18 protein-coding genes are annotated in these 18,172 nt (G+C 71.9%); 14 read left to right on the forward strand and 4 right to left on the reverse strand.

What is annotated here, in order from left to right; translation table 11 throughout:
* Positions 1 to 2 precede the first annotated feature (2 nt).
* The 3 genes from IF00_RS0110615 to IF00_RS0110625 all read right to left on the reverse strand — a co-directional run bounded on the left by IF00_RS0110615 (position 3) and on the right by IF00_RS0110625 (position 3,413).
* Positions 3 to 947, reverse strand: a complete 945-nt coding sequence (locus IF00_RS0110615; RefSeq protein ID WP_030316726.1) for a hypothetical protein — start codon at positions 945 to 947, stop codon at positions 3 to 5.
* A gap of 90 nt (positions 948 to 1,037) precedes the next feature.
* The gene (locus IF00_RS0110620) at positions 1,038 to 2,681 is read right to left on the reverse strand and encodes a DUF6801 domain-containing protein (protein WP_030316728.1); all 1,644 of its coding nucleotides are present in this window, start codon (positions 2,679 to 2,681) and stop codon (positions 1,038 to 1,040) included.
* A gap of 96 nt (positions 2,682 to 2,777) precedes the next feature.
* Positions 2,778 to 3,413 (reverse strand): hypothetical protein, encoded by a 636-nt coding sequence (locus IF00_RS0110625; RefSeq protein ID WP_030316730.1) that lies wholly within the window; start codon positions 3,411 to 3,413, stop codon positions 2,778 to 2,780.
* Positions 3,414 to 3,992: 579 nt separating this feature from the next.
* Between IF00_RS0110625 and IF00_RS0110630 the strand changes: the two genes are divergently transcribed.
* The 13 genes from IF00_RS0110630 to IF00_RS0110690 are packed head-to-tail and all read left to right on the forward strand — an operon-like array spanning position 3,993 to position 16,209.
* On the forward strand, positions 3,993 to 5,009 hold the full coding sequence (locus IF00_RS0110630) for an ABC transporter ATP-binding protein (RefSeq protein ID WP_030316732.1): 1,017 nt from the start codon (positions 3,993 to 3,995) through the stop codon (positions 5,007 to 5,009).
* A complete protein-coding gene (locus IF00_RS0110635; protein WP_030316734.1) occupies positions 5,006 to 5,770 on the forward strand; it encodes an MlaE family ABC transporter permease in 765 nt (254 codons plus the stop codon). Before IF00_RS0110630 ends, IF00_RS0110635 begins: the two co-directional genes overlap by 4 nt.
* Positions 5,771 to 5,775: 5 nt before the next feature.
* Complete coding sequence (locus IF00_RS0110640) at positions 5,776 to 6,582, forward strand: MlaE family ABC transporter permease (RefSeq protein ID WP_030316736.1); 807 nt, start codon at positions 5,776 to 5,778, stop codon at positions 6,580 to 6,582.
* Between the two features lies 1 nt (position 6,583).
* Positions 6,584 to 7,837 carry an MCE family protein gene (locus IF00_RS0110645; RefSeq protein WP_030316738.1) on the forward strand — a complete coding sequence of 418 codons (1,254 nt, stop codon included), beginning with the start codon at positions 6,584 to 6,586 and terminating at the stop codon, positions 7,835 to 7,837.
* Positions 7,834 to 8,889: an MCE family protein gene (locus IF00_RS0110650; RefSeq protein ID WP_030316739.1), complete on the forward strand. Its 1,056-nt coding sequence runs from the start codon at positions 7,834 to 7,836 to the stop codon at positions 8,887 to 8,889. The genes IF00_RS0110645 and IF00_RS0110650 overlap by 4 nt, the downstream gene beginning before the upstream one ends.
* Positions 8,886 to 9,935 carry an MCE family protein gene (locus IF00_RS0110655; protein ID WP_030316741.1) on the forward strand — a complete coding sequence of 350 codons (1,050 nt, stop codon included), beginning with the start codon at positions 8,886 to 8,888 and terminating at the stop codon, positions 9,933 to 9,935. Before IF00_RS0110650 ends, IF00_RS0110655 begins: the two co-directional genes overlap by 4 nt.
* Complete coding sequence (locus IF00_RS0110660) at positions 9,932 to 11,029, forward strand: MCE family protein (RefSeq protein WP_030316743.1); 1,098 nt, start codon at positions 9,932 to 9,934, stop codon at positions 11,027 to 11,029. The genes IF00_RS0110655 and IF00_RS0110660 overlap by 4 nt, the downstream gene beginning before the upstream one ends.
* Positions 11,026 to 12,234, forward strand: coding sequence for an MCE family protein (locus IF00_RS0110665; RefSeq protein ID WP_030316745.1), 1,209 nt, complete (start codon positions 11,026 to 11,028; stop codon positions 12,232 to 12,234). The genes IF00_RS0110660 and IF00_RS0110665 overlap by 4 nt, the downstream gene beginning before the upstream one ends.
* On the forward strand, positions 12,231 to 13,505 hold the full coding sequence (locus tag IF00_RS0110670; RefSeq protein WP_030316747.1) for an MCE family protein: 1,275 nt from the start codon (positions 12,231 to 12,233) through the stop codon (positions 13,503 to 13,505). Before IF00_RS0110665 ends, IF00_RS0110670 begins: the two co-directional genes overlap by 4 nt.
* Positions 13,502 to 14,017: a hypothetical protein gene (locus IF00_RS0110675; RefSeq protein WP_030316748.1), complete on the forward strand. Its 516-nt coding sequence runs from the start codon at positions 13,502 to 13,504 to the stop codon at positions 14,015 to 14,017. The genes IF00_RS0110670 and IF00_RS0110675 overlap by 4 nt, the downstream gene beginning before the upstream one ends.
* Complete coding sequence (locus IF00_RS43185) at positions 14,014 to 14,790, forward strand: hypothetical protein (RefSeq protein WP_030316749.1); 777 nt, start codon at positions 14,014 to 14,016, stop codon at positions 14,788 to 14,790. Before IF00_RS0110675 ends, IF00_RS43185 begins: the two co-directional genes overlap by 4 nt.
* A gap of 26 nt (positions 14,791 to 14,816) precedes the next feature.
* Entirely contained in the window at positions 14,817 to 15,359 is a 543-nt protein-coding gene (locus IF00_RS0110685) for a nuclear transport factor 2 family protein (RefSeq protein WP_030316750.1), read from the forward strand.
* A 46-nt stretch (positions 15,360 to 15,405) separates the two neighbouring features.
* Positions 15,406 to 16,209, forward strand: a complete 804-nt coding sequence (locus IF00_RS0110690) for a hypothetical protein (protein WP_030316751.1) — start codon at positions 15,406 to 15,408, stop codon at positions 16,207 to 16,209.
* A gap of 28 nt (positions 16,210 to 16,237) precedes the next feature.
* Here the strand turns inward: IF00_RS0110690 and IF00_RS0110695 are convergent, their stop codons facing one another.
* Positions 16,238 to 16,810, reverse strand: coding sequence for a CGNR zinc finger domain-containing protein (locus IF00_RS0110695; RefSeq protein ID WP_030316753.1), 573 nt, complete (start codon positions 16,808 to 16,810; stop codon positions 16,238 to 16,240).
* 116 nt (positions 16,811 to 16,926) lie between these two features.
* Here IF00_RS0110695 and IF00_RS0110700 point away from each other — a divergent pair, with 116 nt between their 5' ends.
* Complete coding sequence (locus IF00_RS0110700; protein WP_051820046.1) at positions 16,927 to 18,144, forward strand: MFS transporter; 1,218 nt, start codon at positions 16,927 to 16,929, stop codon at positions 18,142 to 18,144.
* Positions 18,145 to 18,172 lie beyond the last annotated feature (28 nt).

Here is an 18,172-nt window from a genome sequence, read left to right on the forward strand (position 1 = left end):
TGTTACCGGACCGCCGAGTGCCAGTTCCGGGAGAGGACCTTGCCCGCGTCGGGGGCGGCGAGACCGGGGGCGAAGAGGCCCGTCAGGTGGGTCTGGGTGTTGTCGAGGGTGAGGCTGTTCTTGCCGGCGGCGGAGGGCAGCCCCGTCTTGAGGTTGACCGCCGCGTCGATCAGACCGAACCAGCCGAGGCCGCAGCCGCTGGCGCCCGGGACGGCGAAGGTCTTGTCGCTCTGGGTGGAGCCGAGGATGTTGAGGCGGCTCATGTCGCCCTCCTCGTTCGGGGAGCCGTCGCCGTTGAAGCGCTCCACGCCGAAGTCGGGCGAGGTGAGGTTGCTCGGGCGCAGGATGATCGGGTTGGCCTTCGTCCCGATGTAGCAGTTGCCGCCCAGGAAGGGGTTCTCCAGGCGGATGCGGACCGGGATCGACACGATCGGCTTGTCGGTGAGGACGCCCGCGATCTGGTCGAAGTCCGAGGGGGTGCCGACCGACTCCATGGTGGCGGTGATCTTGTTCAGCTTGGCATCGGTCAGCTGCCGGCAGATGTCGCTGATGAACGGGATGTCACTGGGACACATCAGACCGAGGAGGCCGCCGGGGACGGTGGCCGGGGCGGCGATGAGCGCGCCGCCGGCCGGGGCGGCGACGGTGCTGGTGCCGTCGGGGTTCTGGACGACGCCGATCTGGAGGTTGGTGCTCCCGGTCGGCACGGTGGTGTTCCCCAGCTTGATGGAGCCGCTGACGGAGTAGGACACGACGCACTGCGGCGAGGTGTCGAGACCGTCCGAGGCGAGCATCCCGGCCGCGTCGACGGGGCAGCGGTTGGAGGGCGCCCAACTGCCGTTCAGCTGGGGTCCGGTGGCCGTCGCCGTCCCGATGGAGGCGAAGGCGCCGAGCGCGGTGAGGGCGGAGAGCGTGGCGAGGCGCGTGCGGGAGGAGACGAGGGGCATGACGGTGCCTTTCGTTGAGGGGGCGCGGGGGTGCGGGGGTGCGGGGCGGGGCGAGCGGTCAAGCGGGAGGCGACGGACCGGCGCGCGGGCTCAGCGCTCGGGCTTGGGGACCACGTACGGCTGGCGGTCCGCGGTGCACTGGCCCTCGGTGGGCACCTCCACGCCCACCGCGCAGGTCTGCCCCTGGATCTGCCTGATGTGGTTGCCGGGGCCGGAGATGGACGCGGTGAGGAGGCGGTCGAGGTTCTCGCCGCCGGCGCCGCAGCCCTTGAACGCGGGGACCGTCACCTCGCCGGTGAGCGGGCCGCCACTGGTGAGGACGTAGCCGGTGGCGTCGGTGCCGTTGAGGAGCTGGCCCTTGCCGAGCAGCACCAGGTGGTCACCGGGGTACTTGGCGGGCTGGGGCTCGGGGGAGGCGAGCGGCGTGACCGTGCGGCAGTCGGGGCCGACGTCCAGCCGGGTGCCGTTGACCTCGACGTCGAGAACGCGCAGGACGAGAGGCACCCGGATGTAGGTCTCCGCGATGTTGTCGGGGAAGACGAGGAGGACGTCCGACTCGACGATCAGGGGTCCCGCCTGTTCCAGCACCAGGGTCGCCGTGGTGGGCGCGAAGCCGAAGGTCAGGAAGGTGGACGAGAAGGGCGGGGACTGCTTGCGCCCCTGGTACCGGAGGGAGCCCTCCGACTTCTGGAGCAGGTGCAGGGTGCCGTCCGGACGGAAGTCGATCACGGGCTCGCCCTGCTCCAACTGGACGCAGGACACCGGGATGAGCGAGGCCCCGTCGAGCTTGCGCACATTGGAGTAGCCGGTGATGTACGCGGAGAGCGAGGTGGAGGTCGGTTGCTCGGTGATGCAGGGCGGCGCCTTCGGGCGTCCGGCGGTGGTGCCGGGCGTGCCGTCGGCGGCGACCCTGGGGCCCTTGGCCGCGCCACTGGCGGACGCCGGGTCCCGCGGTGCTCCGGTCGTCGTGCTCGCGGTCTCCCGGCCGGTCGGCGCCGAGGGCGCTCCGGAGGGGAGGGCCGGGGACGAGGGCGACGAGGGGGGTGGGGGGAAGGAAGGACCCGACGGGGGAGCGGTCGGCGTGCTCGGACTCGGGGTGGTGACGGCGCCCGGGGTCACGGGGATCACGGCGAGTCCCGTACGTCCGGCCGCGTCCGGCCCGGGGACGCAGCTGACGGAGAGGGACGCCGGACTGGTGGGCGCGCCGTCGGCCGTGCTCGGGGCGAGGTCGACGGCGAGGCTTCCGGCGGTGAGGGTCAGGTCGCCGGCGGTGCCCGTCGTGAGAGCGGGCACGTCGCCGGTGCTCGTGAGCGTGAGCGGCCCGTCGGCGGGGACGGCGGAGGGCTGCGTCGTGCCGCGCCAAGCGACGTCGGTGCTCTCGCCGTTCTGGCCCACGCCGACCGTGAGGAGCGTCTCCGCCCGTACGGTGGCGGCCTTGAGCGCGGTGAGCTCGGCCACGGCCGCGGCCGGGAGTTCGAGCGTCGTGCCGGCGTCGGCCGCCTCGATCGTCTCGCCGACGGTCGCCCGGTCGGGGACGGTCGCCCTGATCCGTACCGTCGCCGGTTGCTGCCCCGAGGGCAGGGTGCAGACGTAGGGCAGGGCGGCGTCGACCTTCAGCGTCCCGACGGCGACGGCCGCTGCGGGAAGCAGCGGGGCGAGCGCCACGAACGCGGCGATCGTCGCCCCGCGTGCGCGGACGCGGGTGGACCGGGGGGTGGGCCGTGGGCCTCTCATCTGGTGCTCCGCTCGGGGTCGTTCGTGTGCGGGCGCGGACAGCCCCGCGTCCGCCCGGCCGGGGTCGCCGGACGGGCGGACGCGGGTTCTCGCGTGTTACGGGTTGGAGCCGACGATCGTCGGGATGGTGCTGGTGCCGGCCACCTTGACCAGGTAGTCACCCTTGAAGAGCGGCTTGGCGCCGACCGGGACGGCGGAGCCGCAGTTGGTCGAGGAGACGACGGTCAGTTCGCCGGAGACGCTGTTGACCGCCAGCTTGCCCGTCGAGTTCGTGTACGTGCCGGAGGCCTTGCCCGTCACGCGGAAGACGCAGGCGCCGACCGTCACCTTGGCGTCGACGTTGCCGACGTAGCCCTTGGTGACCCCGGTCGCGGCGGTGTAGTCCTGCGCCACCACGGTCCACGGGGTGGTCGCGACGGTGGTCACGTTGCCCAGGACACTGGTGCAGGGCGCGCCCGTGGCGCCGAAGGCGATGGCGCTGATGGACGCGACGGTCGCCGGGTTGCCGGTGGCGCTCGCCATGGTGCCCGAGGCGTTCGACTTCGTACACGTCATGGCGATGCCGTTGACGCTCAGCACGACGTTGCCGCTGTTGGCCGCGGTGAAGCTGGCGGGCGTCGGGTTGACGGTCCAGACGGTCGAGGGCACGGCCGAGGCGGGGCCGGCGGCGAGGGCGAACGCGGCGGTGGCCGCCCCGGCGACGACGGCGAAGTTTCTGATCTGCTTCTTCATGGGTCCCGGACTCTCCTTGGGGATTGACCAGCTGAGGGTGCGACCGCGGTGGGGGAGCGGCCGGCGGCCCGGTATTTCTCGGCCGCGAAACCTGACGTTACTTGCGGGAAACTTAGCTGAACAATGCCGCAGTCCATGATTCTTTGAAGAAGGCTAATTGCCTGTCAAGCGGGTGAGCGGTGGCCGGAATCGCCTTGGTTCCGCGGTGCGCAATGTCGACAATTATGATCGATCAGGGATGGCTGGATTAGGCGTTGCTCTCCCCGGTGACAACCGGCGGAATGGAATTGTCTCCCGCCTGATAAATGCCGAGCCACCCCGCATCTGGCGTCGAAAACTCCGCATCCGGTATTGCCCGAGGAGGTTACTCGGTCGTAACGTTCCCGGGGCGACGACAGCGTCGCAGGTCGGCCCATCCGTGTGTCTCCGTGCAGACAAAGTCGAACCCGGTCTTTGTCTCCGTGGTGACAAATACAGGAGCGGATCAAGGATTTTGCGCCAAGCCTCTTGTCCAAGTGATCCGCACCGACTTAACGTGCGCCCGCGGCGCACCCCCGACGCACGCTTGCTGGAGGTGGGATGGGAATCGAAGTAGTCGTTGAGGGTCTGACCATGTCCTTCGGTAAGCAGAATATCTGGCAGGACGTGACCCTGACCTTGCCGGCCGGAGAGGTGAGCGTGATGCTCGGCCCTTCCGGAACCGGGAAGACGGTCTTCCTGAAATCGCTCATCGGGTTGCTCAAACCCCAACAGGGCCGTGTTCTCATCAATGGTGTCGACATGGTGAGCAGCCCGGAACGAGACATCTACGAGACCCGGAAACTCTTCGGCCTCATGTTCCAGGACGGCGCCCTCTTCGGCTCCATGACCCTCTTCGACAACATCGCCTTCCCGCTGCGCGAGCACACCCGCAAGCGGGAGTCCGAGATCCGGCGCATCGTGATGGAGCGGATCGAACTCGTCGGCCTGCTGGGCGCGGAGGGGAAGCTCCCGGGCGAGATCAGCGGCGGCATGCGAAAGCGGGCCGGCCTGGCCCGCGCCCTGGTGCTCGACCCGCAGATCGTCCTCTGCGACGAACCGGACTCCGGGCTCGACCCCGTCCGCACCGCCTATCTGTCGCAGCTGCTCATCGACCTCAACGCGCGCATCGACGCGACGATGCTGATCGTCACCCACAACCTGGACATCGCCGCCACGGTCCCCGACAACATGGGGATGTTCTTCCGGCGCAACCTCGTCACCTTCGGCCCGCGCGAGGTCCTCCTCACCAGCGACGAACCGGTCGTCACCCAGTTCCTCGCCGGCCGCCGCGAAGGCCCCATCGGCATGTCCGAGGAGAAGGACGCCGCCCTGCTCGCCGCCGAGCTGGACAACCCCGCCACCCTTCCGCCCGCGCCCCGCGTCATCGTCCCGCAGCTGGAGCCCTCGCCCGGCCTCCCGCCGCGCGCGGCCGTCGGACGTCGCCGGGAGCGCGTCCTCGGCATGCTCGACCGGCTGCCGCACGCCGCCCAGGCCGCCATTCGCGACACCTACGCCAGGGACGGCGCGGCGTACACCCTGCCCAAGCGGGAGCGGATCACCGGGAGCGGCTCGTGATCACCGGCGCGCTGCGGCAGACCGGCCGGCTCTTCGCCCTCGCCGCCGAAGTGACCAGGGCCGTCTTCCGACGCCCTTTCCAGTTCCGGGAGTTCGTCGAGCAGTTCTGGTTCGTCGCCAGCGTCACCATCCTGCCGGCCGCGCTCGTCTCCATCCCGTTCGGCGCCGTGATCGCCCTCCAGGTCGGCTCGCTCACCCAGCAGCTGGGGGCCCAGTCGTTCACCGGAGGGGCCAGTGTCCTCGCCGTCATCCAGCAGGCCAGCCCCCTCATCGTCGCCCTCCTGATCGCCGGCGCCGGCGGCTCCGCCATCTGCGCCGACCTCGGCTCCCGCAAGATCCGGGAGGAGCTCGACGCGATGGAGGTCATGGGCGTCTCGCCCGTGCAGCGGCTGGTCGTCCCGCGCGTCCTCGCCACCATGGCGGTCGCCGTCCTGCTCAACGGCATGGTCTCCGTCGTCGGCACGCTCGGCGGCTACTTCTTCAACATCATCCTCCAGGGCGGCACCCCCGGCGCCTACCTCTCCAGCTTCTCCGCCCTCGCCCAGCTGCCCGACCTCTACATCAGCGAACTCAAGGCCCTGATCTTCGGGTTCATCGCCGGCATCGTCGCCGCCTACCGGGGACTCAACCCCCGCGGCGGCCCCAAGGGGGTCGGCGACGCCGTCAACCAGTCCGTCGTCATCACCTTCATGCTGCTGTTCTTCGTGAACATGGTGCTGACGGGCATCTACCTGCAGATCGTCCCGCCGAAGGGAGGCTGAGCGCGATGGCCTCCCCGTTCGTCTGGCTCGACCGGTCCGGTGACCAGCTCCTGTTCTACGTCAAGGCCCTGCTCTGGGTACCGCGGACACTGCGCCGCTACCTCAGGGAGGTGCAACGGCTGCTGGCCGAGGTCGCCTTCGGCTCCGGCGGCCTCGGCGTCATCGGCGGCACCATCGGCGTCATGATCGCGATGACGCTCTTCACCGGGACCGTCGTCGGCCTCCAGGGCTACGCCGCCCTGGAGCAGATCGGCACCGCCGCGTTCACCGGCTTCGTCTCCGCCTACTTCAACACCCGCGAGATCGCCCCGCTCGTCGCCGGGCTCGCCCTCTCCGCGACCGTCGGCGCCGGATTCACCGCCCAGCTCGGTGCCATGCGCATCAACGAGGAGGTCGACGCCCTCGAAGGCATGGGCATCCGCTCCATGCCGTACCTGGTCACCACCCGCATCATCGCCGGTGTCGTGGCCATCGTCCCGCTGTACGCGATCGGCCTGCTCTCCTCCTACCTGGCCTCGCGCTATGTGACGGTCCTGTTCAACGGCCAGTCCCAGGGCACGTACGACCACTACTTCAACCTCTTCCTGTCACCGACGGACGTCCTGCTCTCGGTGCTGAAAGTGCTGATCTTCAGCGTGATGGTGATCGTCGCCCACTGCTACTACGGCTTCCGCGCCTCCGGCGGCCCCGCCGGCGTCGGCATCGCGGTCGGCCGCTCCGTCCGCAACGCCATCGTGCTCATCAGCGTCACCGACTTCTTCCTGTCGCTCGCCCTCTGGGGCGCGACCACGACCGTGAAGGTGGCGGGGTGAGATGAGCGACTCACGTGCCGAGACCCTGCGCCGCCGGTTCGCCGGCGTGGTCTTCCTCCTGGTGCCCGCCCTGCTCGCCTGGCTCGCGGTCGCCGTCTACGACAAGAAGTTCACCGACTCCGACCCGATCGTCGTCGAGACCGGCAGCGTCGGGAACGAGATGCACCTCGGCGCCGAGGTGAAACTCCGCGGCGTCGTCATCGGCGAGGTCCGCGCCATCGACGCCACCGACGGCGGAGCCCGGCTCACCCTCGCCATGCGGCCCGGAACCCTCCGCCACGTGCCGTCCGACGTCCGCGCCCAGATGCTCCCCACGACCCTCTTCGGGGAACGGTTCGTCGCCCTCGTACCGCCCGGCGACTCCACGGCCGAGCCGCTGGGCCCCGGCGACGTCATCCCGGAGGACCGCTCCAGCAACGCCGTCGAACTCCAGCAGGTCCTCGACAACGTCCTGCCCCTGCTCACCGCCGTCCAGCCGCAGAAGCTCTCGGCCACCCTGTCGGCCGTCTCCCAGGCCCTGGAAGGGCGCGGCGACAAGCTCGGTGACACCCTCACCCGGCTCGACGCCCACCTCCGGGAGTTCAACCCCCACCTTCCCGCCCTCACCCGCGACCTGAAAGAACTCGTGAAGGTCAGCCACCTCTACGCCGACGCCGCCCCGGACATCGTCACGGCGCTCACCGACTTCACCACCACCAGCGGCACCCTCGCCGAGAAGGAGGCCGACCTCGCCGGCGCCCTCGGCTCCACCACCAGGACCGCCCAGGACCTCACCGCCTTCCTGCGCCAGAACAAGAACAACATCATCCGGCTCAGCGCCACCAGCCGCCCCACCCTGCAACTGCTCGCCGAGTACGCGCCGTCCTTCCCCTGCACCCTGCGCACCCTCGCCCAGTTCGTACCGGCCATGGACAAGGCCCTCGGCAAGGGAACGAACCAGCCGGGACTGCACGTCGACGTCACCACCGTGCCCTCGCGCGGCGCGTACGTCCCCGGCCGGGACACGCCGTCGTACGGCTCCGGCGGCGGCCCGCGCTGCTACCCCGTCCCCTACCTCGGCATCCCGGTCGCACCCGCCGTACGGGCCTCCGCGGCCGCCGACCAGGACCTCGGCCCCGCCAACTCCCCGCAGGAGAACGACCTCGTCAACGAACTGCTCGCCCCCGGGGCGAAGAAGCGGCCCGGCGACCTGCCGGACTGGAGCAGCACACTGGTCGGCCCGGCGTTCCGCGGCGCGGAGGTGACCCTCCGATGACGAAACGGCCCACCCCCACGCGCCGCCGCGGACTGACCGGCACGCTCCTGAAGTCCCTCGCGTTCGCCCTGGTCACCGCGCTGGCCACCACCGTCCTCGGCCTCAGCATCGCCAACACCGGGGTCGGCTCCGCCACCCGCTCGTACAAGGCGCTGTTCACCGACGTCACCGGGCTCGTCAAGGGCGACTCCGTGCGCATCGCCGGAGTGAAGGTCGGCGAGGTGACCGACGTACGCGTCGTCGAACGGCGCACCGCCCAGGTCACCTTCTCGGTCCGCGAGGACCGCTCGGTGCCCCGCTCGGCGACCGCCGCCGTGAAGTACCTCAACATGGTCGGGCAGCGCTACGTCTCCCTCGACCGGGGCAGCGGCGACCTGGCCGGCACCCTGCGGGACGGGGACACCATCCCCCTCGCCCGCACCACCCCCGCCCTCGACCTGACCCTGCTCTTCAACGGGTTCAAGCCGCTCTTCGAGGGCCTCTCGCCCGCCGACGTCAACGACCTCGCCGGATCACTCGTACAGGTCCTCCAGGGCGAGAGCGGCACCGTCGACAGCCTGCTGCGCCACATCGGCTCCCTCACCAAGACGGTCGCCGCCAAGGACAAGGTCATCGGCCAGGTCGTCACCCACCTCAACACCGTCCTCACGACCCTCAACAACCGCGAGGCGGCCTTCGACGACCTCGTCGTCACCCTCCAGAAACTCGTCACCGGCTTCAACACCGACCGCAAACCCCTCGGTGAGGCGGTCCAGGCCATCGGCGCCCTCACCACGACGACCGCCGGGCTCTTCCAGGAGGCGCGGGCTCCCCTCAAGAAGGACATCCGCGAACTCGGCAGGCTCTCCGGCACCCTCGGCGAGCACACCCCCGCCATCGAGTCCTTCCTCGCCAACACCCCCGCCAAGATGACCGCCCTGGCACGGCTGTCCTCGTACGGATCGTGGTTCAACCTCTACCTCTGCGAGGCGCGCGTGACCGGCGTGGGAACATCCGACGGCTCGAAGCCGCCGACCGGGATCGCCGTGACCGAACCGAGGTGCCGCGGATGAGCCCCCGCCCCCGGCTCAAGCCGGTCAAGGAGCGCAACCCGATCGCCGTCGCCGTCGCCGGACTGCTGCTCCTCGCCCTGGTCGCCGCCCTGGCCTTCAACGTGGAACGGCTGCCCCTCGTCGGCGACGACACCACCTACAGCGCCGACTTCTCCGAGGCCGCCGGACTCGACGCCGGCGACGAAGTGCGCATCGCCGGCGTCAAGGTCGGCAAGGTCACCGAGGTCTCCCTCGACGGAGCCAAGGTCAAGGTGACGTTCGAGGTCGGCGACGCCTGGGTCGGCGACCGCTCCACCGCCGCCATCGCCATCAAGACCCTCCTCGGCGAGAAGTACCTGGCGCTCGACCCGCTTGGCTCCGACCGGCAGGACCCCGGAACCCGCATCCCGCAGGCGCGCACCACCTCCCCGTACGACGTCACCCAGGCCTTCGAGGACCTCAGCGGCACCGTCGACGCCATCGACACCGCCCGGCTGGCGGAGAGCTTCGAGACGATCTCCGACACCTTCAAGAACTCGCCGCCGCACGTCCGCAACGCCGCCACCGGCCTCTCCGAACTGTCGAAGTCCGTCTCCAAGCGCGACACCGAACTCGCCCGGCTCCTGTCGAACAGCAGGAAGTTCACCAAGACCCTGGAGAACAAGAAGTCCAGCTTCGAGACCCTCATCGAAGACGGCGGTTCCCTGCTCGGCGAACTCCAGAAGCGCCGCGACGCCATCCGGGCCCTCCTCAAGGGCAGCAGGGCGCTCGGCACCGAACTCAGCGGCATCGTCGGCGACAACGACCGGCAGCTCGGCCCCACCCTCAAGGCCCTCGGCCGCGTCACCGGAGTCCTGGAGAAGAACAGCGGCCAGCTCGACAAGACACTCGCGCTGATCGGCCCGTACTACCGGCTCGTCGGCAACACCCTCGGCAGCGGCCGCTGGTTCGACAGCTACCTGTGCGGAGTGGTGCCCCGCACCTATCTGCCCGAGGCCTCGCAGCCCACGACCGGATGCCTGCCGCCGAAACAGAAGGCGACGGCCAAGGGGAGCGGTGAACGATGACCAGACCCAGAAGGCCCCTCGTCGCCGGGCTCGCCCTCGTGCTGCTCGCCGCCTGCGGTCTCGTCGCCGTCCGCGTCCTCGACGACGACGGCACCCGGATCACCGCCTGGTTCGACCGCACGGTCGGCATCTACGCGGGCTCCGACCTGCGCGTCCTCGGCGTACGGGTCGGAGAGGTCGAGTCCGTGGAGCCGCAGGGCACCCGGGTACGCGTCCGGCTCCTCCTCGACGAGGGCGTACGCGTTCCCGCCGACGCCCGGGCCCTCGTCGTCGCCCCGAGCATCGTCGCCGACCGGTACGTGCAGCTCACCCCCGCGTACAGCACCGGCCCCACCCTCGGCGACGGCGCGGAACTGCCCGCCGCCCGCAACCGCACCCCCGTCGAGATCGACCAGCTCTACGACTCGATCACCGAACTGAGCCGGGCACTCGGACCCAACGGCGCCAACTCCACCGGCGCCCTGTCCGAACTCCTCGACACCGGCGCGAAGAACCTCAAGGGCAACGGCACGTCCATCGGCACCTCCATCAAGGAGTTCGGCAAGGCCGCCAAGACCCTCGACGGCAGCAGCGAGGACCTCTTCACCACCCTCGGCCGGCTCCAGACCTTCACCACCATGCTCAAGGACAAGGACGGCGACGTCCGCACCGCGCAGGAACGCCTCGACGAGGTCGTCGGCTACTTCGCGGAGAACAAGGACGACCTCGCGGGCGCCCTCAAGGAACTCGGCAAGGCCCTCGTCCAGGTCAAGGCGTTCATCAAGGACAACCGCGGCGAACTGAAGAAGAACGTCGACCGGCTCGTCCCCCTCACCCAGACCCTCGTCGACCAGCGCGCCTCTCTCGCCGAAGCCCTCGATGTCGCCCCCCTCGCCGCCGGCAATGTCGTCAACGCGTACAACAAGGACACCCGCACCCTGGACGGCCGCGCCAACCTCAACGAGATCAGCATGGGCGGACCGCTGCTCCCGCTGCCGGTGACCGGCGGCTCGGCGTCGACCGGCGGCTCAGGGGGAGCCGGGGGCGCGGTGGGGCCCGGCGGCTCCTCGCCGACCGGCGCTCCCTCGGCGGCCACCGGAAAGGGGGAGCGATGAGACGCCCCGCCCTGCCCACCCGGAGGGCGGCCGGAGCCGGAGCCGTCGGAGTGATCGCGCTCGGCGTCGGGCTCGCCGTCGTCCTCGGCGTGACCCCGGGGAACCCCTTCCGCTTCGACGGCATCGAGGACCTGCCCCTGCCCGGCGGCGCCGACCTCGGCTCCCACCCCTACACGGTCACCGCCGAACTCGACGACGTCCTCAGCCTCGTGCCGCAGTCCGCGGTCAAGGTCAACGACGTCGCCGTCGGCCGCGTCACCGCCATCGAGCTCGGAGCCGACACCTGGTCCGCCCGCGTCACCCTGAAGATCAACGGCGACGTCCGGCTGCCCGCCGACGCGGGCGCCCGCCTGGAACAGTCGAGCCTCCTGGGCGAGAAGTACATCCAGCTCGTCGCCCCGCCCAAGGACGACGGCGAACGGCTCGCCGACGGCGGCGTCATCCCGCTCGCCCGCACCAGCCGCAACACCGAGGTCGAGGAGGTGTTCGGCGCCCTGTCCCTGCTCCTCAACGGCGGCGGCGTCAACCAGCTCAAGACCATCACCCGCGAACTCAACGCGGCGCTCGGCGGACGCGAACCCGAGGTCCGCGCGATGCTCAGACGGGTCAACACCCTCGTCACGACCCTGGACGCCCACCGCGGCGACATCACCCGCGCCCTCGACGGCCTCAACCGGCTCTCCGCCACCCTCGCCGGCCGCAAGAAGGACGTCGACACGGTCCTCACCGGACTCTCTCCCGGTCTCAAGACGCTGGAGAACCAACGGGGTTCTCTGCTGACCATGCTGCGCGCCCTGGACACCCTGTCCGGGGTCGCCGTCACCACCATCGACGCGAGCAAGAAGGACATGGTCGCCGACCTCAAGGCCCTCGCGCCCACCCTCACGGCACTCGCGGACGCCGGTGCCGACCTGCCCGAATCGCTCCAGGTACTGCTCACCTACCCCTTCACCGACGAAGTGCTGCGGGGGGTCAAGGGCGACTACCTCAACACCTATCTGCACCTCGCCGCCGCCCCGGGAACCCAGGTGATCCCGCCGCTGATCCCCAGGACCGAACCCACGCCCACGCCCACCCCCACCCCGTCCGACCCGGGTCCGGCCGCCCGCGGGGGAACCGGGGCGAGCGGCCGGATCCCGAGCACGCACCCGCCCCTGCCGCTGCCCCCGGCCACCCCGCCGAAGGACGGAGGCGAGACCCGGTGATCACCCGTACCGTACGGCTGAAGAACCTCGCCTTCCTCGTCATCGCCGTCCTCGTCCTCGGCTTCGTCGGCGTCCGCTACGCCGACCTCGGCCGCTACGCCGGCGTCGCCGACCACTACACGGTGCGGGTCCATCTCGCCCGCACCGGCGGCCTGTTCACCCATTCCGACGTCACCTACCGGGGCGTCTCCGTGGGACGGGTCGGCGACATCGGTCTGACCGCCGAAGGCGTCGTGGCCGAACTGCGCATCAAGAAGTCCGCTCCGAGGATCCCCGCCGACGCGCGGGCCGTGGTCGCCGGACTCTCCGCCGTCGGCGAGCAGTACATCGACCTGCGCCCCGAGAGCGACGACGGCCCCTTCCTCGCCGACGGCGCCCGCATCGAACAGTCCGACACCCAGGTACCGGCACCGGTCACCGACGTGCTCGCGAGCATGAACGACCTCACCGGCTCCGTACCCCTGGAGTCCCTGCGCACGGTCGTCGACGAACTCGGCAAGGCCTTCCAGGGACACGGCGACGACCTCCAGGTCCTCCTGGACAGCGGCAGCCGTTTCGTCCAGGCCGCCGACACGTCGCTGCCTGCCACCACCCGGCTCATCGACGACGGGGAGGTCGTCCTGCGCACCCAGGCCGAGGAGAGCCGCGCCATCCGGGACTTCGCCACCGGCGCGCGCACCCTGGCCACCACCCTCAAGGGCTCCGACGGCGACCTGCGCCGCCTCCTCGCCGTCACCCCCGACGCGACCGGCCAGGTCAGCGGACTCCTGCGCGATCTCGACCCGAGCCTGAGCGTCGTCCTCGCCAACCTCCTGACCACCTCGGAGATCGCCGTCACCCGGCAGCGCGGCATGGAGGAACTGTTCGTGAAGTACCCGACGGCCGTCTCCGCCGGAGCCACCGCCGTCGAAGGAGGCCGCATGAACTTCGGCATGGCCGTCACCTTCTTCAAGCCGCTGCCCTGTACCTCGGGATACGGCGCCACGCGCTACCGCAACGGTCTCGACCTGGGCACCGCGCCCGCCCTCAACACCGGCGCCTCCTGTACGGGCTCCGCCGCGGCCGGGGTCAACGTACGCGGCTCGGCCCACGCGCCGAAGGGCGGCCGCGTCCCCGTACCGGCCCGGCCCGGCTCCCTGCCCTCGGGCAGCGCGCGCACCACGACGGACACGGGGCGGGCGCTGCCCGGGGCGCTCGCGCTGCCCGGCCAGAACGGCGGGCCGACGGACATGGCCGGTCTCCTCGGCCTGAACACCGGCGGCACCCGATGAGGCGGGGCCGGATCCTCGGCGCCGGCGCCCTCGTCGTGGCCCTGGGCTTCTGCGGCACCGGCGCCTGGACCTACGCACAGGCCCGTACCGACGAGGGCCTCGCCTTCAGCCGCGAACGGGACACGGCGCTCGCCGAGGGCCGGGACCGTCTCACCGTCCTCAACTCCCTCGACGCCTCGACCCGCGAGCACGCCGCAGCGGGCATCCGGGCCTGGCGCGACGCCTCCACCGGACCGCTCCGCACCGAACTGGGGCGTACCACACCCGCGGTGGGCGCCTCGGCGCGCGCCACGGTCACCGAGGCCGCCCTCACCGCGCTCGACACGAGAGCCGGTACGGCGAAACTCATCGCGACCGTCCGCGTCGACGTCACCCCGCGCGGAGGCGGCGCCGCGACCACCGACCGCAAGCGCCTGGAGGCGGTCCTGACGCGCACCGGCGAGGACACCTGGAGAGTCGCGGCGCTGAGCGCGGTCCCCGTCGCCGGAGCCGAGGAGAACGAGGACGAATGACGCGACTCTTGCGCAGGACGACGACCGCCCGGTCGACCGAGCCCGCGACCGACGGGGGAGAGGCACCGGAGCAACCGGAGGAGACGGCCGTCGCCACGACGAGAACCCCGGCCGTCGCCACGACGAGAACCCCGGCGGTCGCCGCAGCCGAGGCCCCGGGCGATGCCGCACCCGAAGCCCCGGGCGGCGCCACGACCCTCGTCGAGGGGGAGCCGGAGGCCACGGACGGGGACGCGGAGGTCCCCGTCCGCTCCTTCCCCGCCACCTGGCAGAAGGCGGCCCTCGTCTCGGCCGTCGCCGCCCTGCTCCTCGCCGGGAGCGCCTTCTTCCACGGCGCCCACCAGCTCACGTCGACCTCATCGGCACGCAACCACGCGCTCACCGACGCCGGGGCCACCGCCCGCGTCGGCGGTGACGTCGGCGAGGGCCTCGCCCGGATCTTCTCCTACACACCCGCGAGCGACGACGCTGTGGAGCGTTCCGCCGGAACCGTCCTCGCCGGACGCGCCGCCCGTCAGTACGCGGACCTGTTCGCCCAGGTCCGCGCGAAGCTCGTCGAGCAGCGCATCACCCTCAGCACCCAGACCGTCCGCACCGGCGTGATCGAACTCGACGAGGACAGCGCGCGCCTCCTCGTGTTTCTCGACCAGACCTCGCGCCGGGACGACGCGCGTCAGGACGAGCCGACCGCCACGTCCGCGGCGGCCCAGCTCACCGTCACCGCGAAGTTCCAGGGCGAGCGGTGGCTGATCGTCGACATCAAGGCCCGCTGACCATGAGCGGGAGACGGGAGCACCCCATGACACGTCCGGTCCGCACCCCGGCGGGCATCCGCCCGGCCCTGGCCGTGGCCCTCGTGCTCACCCTCGCCGCGGGTGCCTCCGCGGCATGGGCCGGCCGGGACTGGTACGCGGCCGCCCATGACGACTCCGCCGCGTACGCCGTGCAGCGCGACGAGGCGCTCGCCGCCGGGGAGCAGGCCGTGCAGAACCTCAACACCCTGGACCACAAACGGGTGGAGCAGGGGCTCGACCTCTGGGAGTCCTCCACGACCGGTGCACTGCACGAACAACTGGTCGAGGGCCGCAAGGAGTTCACGGGCCAGGTGAGGGCCGCGAGGACGGTGACCACCGCCCGGGTGCTGTCCGGGGCCGTCACGGAACTGGACGACCGGGCGGGGCGGGCCCGGCTGCTCGTCGCTCTGCGCATCACCGTCACGACGCCCGACAGCAAGAGCACGGACAAGGACAGCCGCATGCTCGGCGAACTCACCCGCACCGACGGCCACTGGAAGCTCAGTGCGCTGGGGCAGGCCCCGGTGGGCGGCACGGCGGTCGGCTGACCGGCCCGTACCGCGACAGCCGCCCGCACCCGAAAGGACACGCACGATGCCGACGCCCCGCCACCACCTCAACCGCCAGCGCCGCCGCCGGGCCGCCCTCGCCGACCAGTCGGGACCCGGCGGCAGGACCCGTACGCCCGCGGGTGTGCTCACGGAACCCGCCCCGCGCACCGGTGAACGACCGGCGGCGAAGTCCGTACGGGAGACGGCCGCGGAGCCGAAGGGGGAGACGGGGGCCCGCCGGACGACCGACGGCCGGAAGACCGGCGGTGAGGGGACCACCCGCGAGACGACCGGTGGCCGGAGGGCCGGCCGCGTCCCCCTCGCCGTCCTGTGCCTCCTGACGCTTCTGCTCGGCGGCTTCGCCGGCTGGGCGTACAGCAGGGCGGGCGAGCTCCGTGACGACCCCGCGCGCGGCAACACCGCGCTCACGGATCTCGCCCGCACCAGCGAGATCAAGGGGCAGACGGGCGCCGCCGTCGCCGCGCTGTTCTCGTACGACCACGCCGACACCACCCCCTTCGAGCGGGCCGGCAAGACGCTCCTGACGGGCAAGGCCGTCGCCCAGCACCGGACGCTGCTGGGCGGGGTGCTCGCCAAGGCGGCCGAGCAGAAGACGGTGATCACCACGACCGTCACCGACAGCGCGGTGGAGCGGATCGACGGCGACCGCGCCCGCGTCCTGGTCTACGCCGACCAGAGCAGCGTGAGCACGGCCGGCCTGCCGTCGAAGGGCAAGACGGCCAAGGCCGGGGACCAGGGTGTCTACGCGGGCGCGATGTTCGCCGTGGACGTCGTGCTCCGCGACGGCCGCTGGCTCGTCGAGAACATCGACACCTTCGGCCGCTGAGCCGGCCTCGGGGGCGTCCGTGTCGTCGTCAGCGGCTCGGCCGGCCGTCCGTGGGGGCCGCTTGCTGCTTGCGGCGGCGGTGGGCCGCGACCCGTGCGCGTGACGCGCAGGTGGTGGAGCAGTAGCGGCGGGGGCTTCCGGGCCCGGTGCCGAGGTAGAAGTTCCGGCAGTTCGAGGCCTCGCACGCACCCCAGGTGACCCGCCCGTGCTCGCTGAGGATCCGCGCGAGTGCCAGGGCGCCGGAGGCGAGGAACCAGGTGCCCCAGCCGGCGTCGTCGCCGTGGTCGACGTGCAGGTGCCAGGCGTGCCCGTCGTGGCGGGAGAGCCGGGGCGCGGAGGCGTGCGCGGCGAGCACGCGGTTGAGGGCGAGCGCGGCCCGGTCGATGTCGGCCTCGGCGAGGATCCCGGACATCAGAACGGCCGCGTCCCGCAGTTCCCGGGCGTCCTCGTCGGAGAACGCGGCTCCGGTCAGGTCGTCGGGGCTCTCGTCATGGTGGGCGAGGAGCTCCGCGAGCGCGGCCCGGGAGAGGTCCGGGGTGGTCCGTACCGCGCTCGCGATGTCGATCAAGCGCTGGGCGGGCTGGAAGCCCTGCTGGTTCACGGCGCGCCCTCCATGCCGTAGATGCCTGTCGTCGCCGCCGGCCGGGGGTGCCCGGTCCGGCCTTCGCCTCTACTGTAACGTCTTTACGTGATAAGCCGTTACGGAAGGGGACGGGCATGTCCGGGCTCGGGGGCACCAGGCTCTACCTGGCGACGGCGTTCTGTGCGCGGACGGCCGAGGAAGGCATGGCGGTGGGGGTGGTGATGCTCGCCGCGCAACGCCTCGACGACGCGACACAGGGCGCTGTCGTCCTGGCGGCGTGGATGGCCCCGCACGTCCTGGCGGCCCCGACGGCCGGCGCCCTGGCGGCCCGCGCACGGCGGCCCAGGGCGTTCTACTCGGTCGCCCTCGCGGGCTTCGCCGCAGCCATCGCCGCCCTGTCGATGAGCGTCGGGCGCCTTCCCCTGCCCGCGGTGCTCGTCATCGCCGCGGCGGGCGGCTGTTGCGGCCCGGTCGTCTCCGGCGGTCTCTCCAGCCTGCCGGCCCTGATGCTCGGCCCCGGCCCGGAGCAGGACCGTGCCTACGCCCTGGACGCCTCGGTCTACAACGCCGCCGGCGTCGTCGGCCCGGCAGCGGCCGGGTCGGCTGCCGCGGCGGTGGGCTCCGGTGCGGCCTTGGCGGCCCTGGCCGTGGCCGCGGCAGCCGCGGCGGTGCTCGCCTGCGCGCTGCCCCTGCCTCCGCGCCCGGCCGCCCGGCCGGACGCCTCAGCGGTACGGGGTGACCTGATCGCCGGTCTGGTGGCGGTCTGGGGCAGCAGGGAACTGCGGGCGATCACCACGGCCACCTCTCTGGCCTTCGTCGGGCTCGGCGCCTTGACCACGACCGCCGTCCTCCTCGCCGACAGCCAGCGGCGCCCCGGCACGGGCGGCTGGCTGATGACCGCGTTCGCCGCGGGCGCCCTGGCCGGCTCCCTCGCCCTCGCCCGGCTGCGGCCGGCCGCGGACCCCGTCCGCCTCGCCGTGACCGGCCTGGCCGGCACCGGACTCGCACTCGCCGTGGCGGCCCTTGCCCCGGGGCCGCTCACCTGCGCGGCCGCCTTCGCGGCCGCCGGGGTGTGCGACGGCCTCCTGCTGACCGCCACCCTGCGCCTGCGCGCGGACCACGCACCGCCGAACCGCCGGACCCAGGTGTTCACCATCGGTGCCGGGCTGAAGGTCTCGGCCGCGGCGCTCGGGGCCGCTCTCGTCGGAGGGGCCGGTTCGGGCTCGGCCGCCTGGGACCTGGCCGCCATCGCGGCCCTGCACATCGTGGCGGCGGTGGTCTACGCGGGCATCCGGCGGCGGCCCGGCTCCCGGAAGGAGCCTACGGTGATCAACGAGGCCGTGCGCCGCTGAGGTCCGTCCGGCAGCGCATCGGCCCCCC

The organism is Streptomyces flavochromogenes, from assembly GCF_000717595.1.
GTDB lineage: Bacteria > Actinomycetota > Actinomycetes > Streptomycetales > Streptomycetaceae > Streptomyces > Streptomyces flavochromogenes.

Excerpts from the sequence above, each read along its gene's own strand:
- IF00_RS0110615 (WP_030316726.1), bottom strand. The coding sequence starts at position 947 with ATGCCCCTCGTCTCCTCCCGCACGCGCCTCGCCACGCTCTCCGCCCTC.
- IF00_RS0110620 (WP_030316728.1), bottom strand. The coding sequence starts at position 2,681 with ATGAGAGGCCCACGGCCCACCCCCCGGTCCACCCGCGTCCGCGCACGC.
- IF00_RS0110625 (WP_030316730.1), bottom strand. The coding sequence starts at position 3,413 with ATGAAGAAGCAGATCAGAAACTTCGCCGTCGTCGCCGGGGCGGCCACC.
- IF00_RS0110630 (WP_030316732.1), top strand. The coding sequence starts at position 3,993 with ATGGGAATCGAAGTAGTCGTTGAGGGTCTGACCATGTCCTTCGGTAAG.
- IF00_RS0110640 (WP_030316736.1), top strand. The coding sequence starts at position 5,776 with ATGGCCTCCCCGTTCGTCTGGCTCGACCGGTCCGGTGACCAGCTCCTG.
- IF00_RS0110645 (WP_030316738.1), top strand. The coding sequence starts at position 6,584 with ATGAGCGACTCACGTGCCGAGACCCTGCGCCGCCGGTTCGCCGGCGTG.
- IF00_RS0110650 (WP_030316739.1), top strand. The coding sequence starts at position 7,834 with ATGACGAAACGGCCCACCCCCACGCGCCGCCGCGGACTGACCGGCACG.
- IF00_RS0110655 (WP_030316741.1), top strand. The coding sequence starts at position 8,886 with ATGAGCCCCCGCCCCCGGCTCAAGCCGGTCAAGGAGCGCAACCCGATC.
- IF00_RS0110660 (WP_030316743.1), top strand. The coding sequence starts at position 9,932 with ATGACCAGACCCAGAAGGCCCCTCGTCGCCGGGCTCGCCCTCGTGCTG.
- IF00_RS0110665 (WP_030316745.1), top strand. The coding sequence starts at position 11,026 with ATGAGACGCCCCGCCCTGCCCACCCGGAGGGCGGCCGGAGCCGGAGCC.
- IF00_RS0110675 (WP_030316748.1), top strand. The coding sequence starts at position 13,502 with ATGAGGCGGGGCCGGATCCTCGGCGCCGGCGCCCTCGTCGTGGCCCTG.
- IF00_RS43185 (WP_030316749.1), top strand. The coding sequence starts at position 14,014 with ATGACGCGACTCTTGCGCAGGACGACGACCGCCCGGTCGACCGAGCCC.
- IF00_RS0110685 (WP_030316750.1), top strand. The coding sequence starts at position 14,817 with ATGACACGTCCGGTCCGCACCCCGGCGGGCATCCGCCCGGCCCTGGCC.
- IF00_RS0110690 (WP_030316751.1), top strand. The coding sequence starts at position 15,406 with ATGCCGACGCCCCGCCACCACCTCAACCGCCAGCGCCGCCGCCGGGCC.
- IF00_RS0110700 (WP_051820046.1), top strand. The coding sequence starts at position 16,927 with ATGTCCGGGCTCGGGGGCACCAGGCTCTACCTGGCGACGGCGTTCTGT.